Origin of the sequence: Cellulomonas triticagri (assembly GCF_003696205.1) — a bacterium.
Lineage (GTDB): Bacteria > Actinomycetota > Actinomycetes > Actinomycetales > Cellulomonadaceae > Cellulomonas > Cellulomonas triticagri.
Map to the genome: position 1 here is coordinate 1 of NZ_RFFI01000201.1, position 3827 is coordinate 3827.

A 3827-nucleotide genomic window follows, 5' to 3' on the forward strand; every position below is an offset into this window, starting at 1 on the left:
CGCGCGGCGCTGCACCGCGAGGGCGCCGCCCGCCGCGGGCCCCCGGTCGTGGGTGCCGTCCTCGTGGCCGCCGCCTGACCCGACACCCGGTGTGCGGGAGGTCCCGGCCGCGCGTCCCCGCGCGCCTGCGCGCCCCGCCGCATCCCCGGAGGTCCCCATGTCCCGCACCACCCGCACCGTCCGTCCCGCCGTCACCGCGCGCCTCGCCGCCGTCGTGGCGCTCGCGTCCGCCGCCGTCCTCGGCTCCGCCATCGCGGCGTCCGCCCACGTGCACGTCGACCCCGCCACGACCGTCGCCGGGTCCTACTCGGTGCTCACGGTCCGCGTGCCGAACGAGTCCGCCACGGCGAGCACCACCCAGGTCGTGGTCGACCTGCCGACCGACGTGCCGTTCACCTACGTCGCCACCGAGCCGGTCCCGGGCTGGACCGCCACGGTCGAGGAGGGCGACCTGCCTGCCCCGGTCGAGGTCGCCGGTGCGACGATCACCCAGGCGCCGCTGCGCGTCGTGTGGACCGCGGACCCGGGCGAGGGCGCCGGGATCGCGGACGGCGAGTTCCAGCGGTTCGCGATGTCGGCGGGCCCTCTGCCGGAGGCCGGGACGGACGTCGTCCTGCCCGCGCACCAGACCTACTCGGACGGCTCGGTCGTGGACTGGGACCAGGTCGCCGCCGGGGACGAGGAGCCCGAGTACCCGGCGCCGGTGTTCACCACCACCGAGCCCGCCGACGCGACCGCCGAGCCCGCGGCGGGCACGGAGGCCGCCACGGCCGAGGTCCCGGCGGACGCCGCCCCCGCCGCCGAGGCGCCGTCGAACGCCCTGCCGATCAGCCTCGGCGCGGCGGCCCTCGTCGCCGCCCTCGCGGCCCTGGTGGTCGCCCTGCGGTCGCGCCGCACGCGCTGACCCGCGCCGCCAGCCCGCGCGGCCTGCGGTTCCCGTCCCGACTCCCGAGATCCCGGGGTGCGCGGACGGGAACCGTCGGTCGCGCGGTCAGTCCTGCGCGGGGCGCTCCACCAGGTACGGGCGACCGTCCGGTCCGGTCACGCGGACGAACTCCGTGCGCAGGGTCGTCTCCCGCTCGCGGTCGGCCTCCGGGACCTCGCGGTCCGGGGCGAGGGGGTCGCCGACCTGGGCCGGACCGAAGACGCTGAGCAGCGCGGCCTCGCGCTTGTCGTTCGCCCTGCCGATGGTGGCCATGGTCCCGCTCCCGCCTGGTGCCGCCGAGTCCGTCTGACTGCTGAGTGGCCTCATCATAAGGGCACGAAGAAAAAGCCGGGTACGATCGCCCGGTGACCACCCCGCCCGCCGCGCCCACCCCCGTGGACCCGGACCCGCTCGCGCTGGAGGCGCAGGTCTGCCTGTCCGTGTCCGCGGCGTCGCGGGCGCTCGTGGCGTTCTACCGGCCGCTGCTGGAGCCGCTCGGGCTGACCCACCCGCAGTACCTCGCGATGCTCGCACTGTGGCAGCACGGCGACCTCACCCTCAAGGCCCTGGCGGAGCTGCTGCACCTCGAACCCGCGACGGCGTCGCCGCTGGTCCGGCGGCTGGAGGCGCTGGGGCTGGTCGAGCGGGGACGCAGCGCGGACGACGACCGGGCGCTCGCGATCCGGCTCACCGACGCCGGGCGGGCGCTGCGGGCGCGGGCCGAGGGGATCCCGGCAGCGATGGTCGCCGGCCTCGGTCTCGATCTCGCGGAGGTCGCCGCGATCCGGGACGCCGCGGACCTGCTGCTGCGGGCCTGCACCCGCGCGACCTGACCGCTCAGCGCCCGAGCGCGTGCTCCACGGTGGTGCACGGATCGCCGGGCTCGGCGTCGCGGTACTCGCACGCCGCACGGCGCAGCAGCCGGCCGGCGGTGCGGCGGTCCTCGGGGTCGAGGGCCCCGAGCACGGCGTCCTCGGCGGCGGCGACCCGGTGCTCCAGGTGCTCCAGCAGCGTGCGGGCGTCCGGGGTGGGCAGCACGCGGCGCTGGCGGCGGTCGACCTCGGCGACGCGGCGCTCGACCAGCCCTGCCGACTCGAGGTCGTCCAGCAGGTAGGTCATGACGGTGCGGTCGATGCCGAGGCTCGCGGCGAGGGCCGCCTGGCTCTCGTGGGCGCCGCGGACGACCTCGCGCAGCACGAGGAACCCGCGGAAGCCGTGCGGGACGGCCTCGACGGTCGCGGCGAGCGCGCGCTCGTAGGCCCGCAGCAGCACGCCGAGCGACCAGCCCAGGTCGGAGACGTGCTCCTCGGTCGTGGTCGTCATGGCACGGAATGCTACGACCAGGTCGGCGGTTGAGCCAATCATCTGTGGCACATACGATCGCTGCCACCGACTGATCGAGACGAGGCGGACATGACGGACTACGGCCACGACCTGCTCTTCGGATCGTTCCTCACGCCGGGCAACGCGGACCCGCAGCGGGTCGTCGCCCTGGCGCAGCTCTCCGAGGCGGCCGGGCTCGACCTCGCGACGTTCCAGGACCACCCGTACCAACCCGCGTTCCTCGACACCTGGACGCTGCTGTCCTACGTCGCCGCGCGCACCGAGCGGATCCGGCTCGCCCCGAACGTCATCAACCTGCCGCTGCGCCCGCCCGCCGTGCTAGCGCGGTCCGTCGCGAGCCTCGACCTGCTGTCCGGCGGGCGGGTCGAGCTCGGCCTCGGGTCCGGCGCGTTCTGGGACGGTATCGCGGCCATGGGCGGCCGCCGCCTCACCCCCGGGCAGGGCGTCGACGCCCTCCGCGAGGCCGTCGCCGTGCTGCGCGCCCTGTGGGACACCGGCGAGCGCGCCCGGGTCGACCTGCCGGGGGAGTACTACCCGCTCGCCGGCGCCAAGCGCGGCCCCGCCCCCGCGCACCCCGTCGGCATCTGGCTCGGCGCGTACAAGCCGCGGATGCTCCGGCTCACGGGCGAGGTCGCCGACGGCTGGCTGCCCTCGCTGTCCTACCTCGACGGCCCCGGCGACCTCGCCGACGGCAACGCCCGCATCGACGACGCCGCCGCGGCCGCCGGTCGCGACCCGCGCGCCGTGCGGCGGCTGCTCAACGTCGGCGGGCGGCTCACCGACCGGGGGCGCGGCGGCCTGCTCGACGGCCCCGCTGCGCAGTGGGCCGAGCAGCTCGCCGAGATCGCGCTCGAGCAGGGGACCAGCGGCTTCGTAGTCGCGGGCGACGACCCCGTGCTGCTGTCCGCGCTCGGGCAGGAGATCGCCCCGGCGGTCCGCGAGCTCGTCGCCGCTGAGCGGGCCCGGCGCGGCACGCCCACCACGACCCCCGCGGAGGTCTGACGTGGACCTCGGGCACCCCCTGGACCTGGGCGTCTCGGTCGGTGGCGCCGACGCCGTCGCGTCCGCCCGTGCGGCCGAGGACCTCGGCCTCGACCTCGTCGTGGTCGGCGACGACGACCTCGACGCCTGGACCGTCCTCGGCTGGGTCGCGGGCGGCACCGAGCGGGTCGCCGTCGCCGCGCGCGGCCTGACCCTCGACGGCCGTCCGCCCGCCGTGCTGGCGCGCGCCGTCGCGAGCCTCGACCACCTGTCCGGCGGGCGGGTCGCGCTCGGCCTCGCGCCGGACCCGGACCTCCCGGAGGCCGTCGCCGTGCTGCGCGGCATGTGGGCCGCGGGGGAGCCCGGACCCCTCGTCCACGACGGTCCCCGCTACCGGGTGCCCGGGGCGCAGCGCGGGCCCGCGCCCGCCCACGAGGTCGCCGTGTGGTCCGGTCCGGCGGTCGGGTCCGGTGCGGAGGCGGCGCAGGTCCGGGCGCTCGCCGCGCGGGATGCCGACGGCTGGTGGTGCGACGCGGCCGACGTCAGCGCCGCCGGGGCGCTGCGCGAGGTCGTCGCC

The 3827-nt window shown here is 77.5% G+C and carries 6 protein-coding genes; 4 read left to right on the forward strand and 2 right to left on the reverse strand.

The genetic code is table 11. From position 1 onward, the window contains the following. Window positions 1-157: 157 nt before the first annotated feature. A complete protein-coding gene (locus tag EBM89_RS19875) occupies window positions 158-904 on the forward strand; it encodes a YcnI family copper-binding membrane protein (protein WP_122151313.1) in 747 nt (248 codons plus the stop codon). An 87-nt stretch (window positions 905-991) separates the two neighbouring features. Here the strand turns inward: EBM89_RS19875 and EBM89_RS19880 are convergent, their stop codons facing one another. Further along, window positions 992-1198 (reverse strand): hypothetical protein, encoded by a 207-nt coding sequence (locus EBM89_RS19880; protein ID WP_122151314.1) that lies wholly within the window; start codon window positions 1196-1198, stop codon window positions 992-994. A gap of 92 nt (window positions 1199-1290) precedes the next feature. On the opposite strand from EBM89_RS19880, the gene EBM89_RS19885 reads away from it, so the two are divergent. Continuing rightward, window positions 1291-1758, forward strand: coding sequence for a MarR family winged helix-turn-helix transcriptional regulator (locus tag EBM89_RS19885; protein WP_233571880.1), 468 nt, complete (start codon window positions 1291-1293; stop codon window positions 1756-1758). A gap of 4 nt (window positions 1759-1762) precedes the next feature. Here the strand turns inward: EBM89_RS19885 and EBM89_RS19890 are convergent, their stop codons facing one another. Beyond that, complete coding sequence (locus EBM89_RS19890; RefSeq protein WP_122151315.1) at window positions 1763-2248, reverse strand: MarR family winged helix-turn-helix transcriptional regulator; 486 nt, start codon at window positions 2246-2248, stop codon at window positions 1763-1765. 90 nt (window positions 2249-2338) lie between these two features. Between EBM89_RS19890 and EBM89_RS19895 the strand changes: the two genes are divergently transcribed. Both EBM89_RS19895 and EBM89_RS19900 read left to right on the forward strand, forming a co-directional pair. Further along, complete coding sequence (locus EBM89_RS19895; RefSeq protein WP_122151316.1) at window positions 2339-3271, forward strand: LLM class flavin-dependent oxidoreductase; 933 nt, start codon at window positions 2339-2341, stop codon at window positions 3269-3271. Window position 3272: 1 nt separating this feature from the next. Beyond that, window positions 3273-3827: LLM class flavin-dependent oxidoreductase (locus EBM89_RS19900; RefSeq protein WP_122151317.1), on the forward strand; the 555-nt coding region annotated here is incomplete at its 3' end.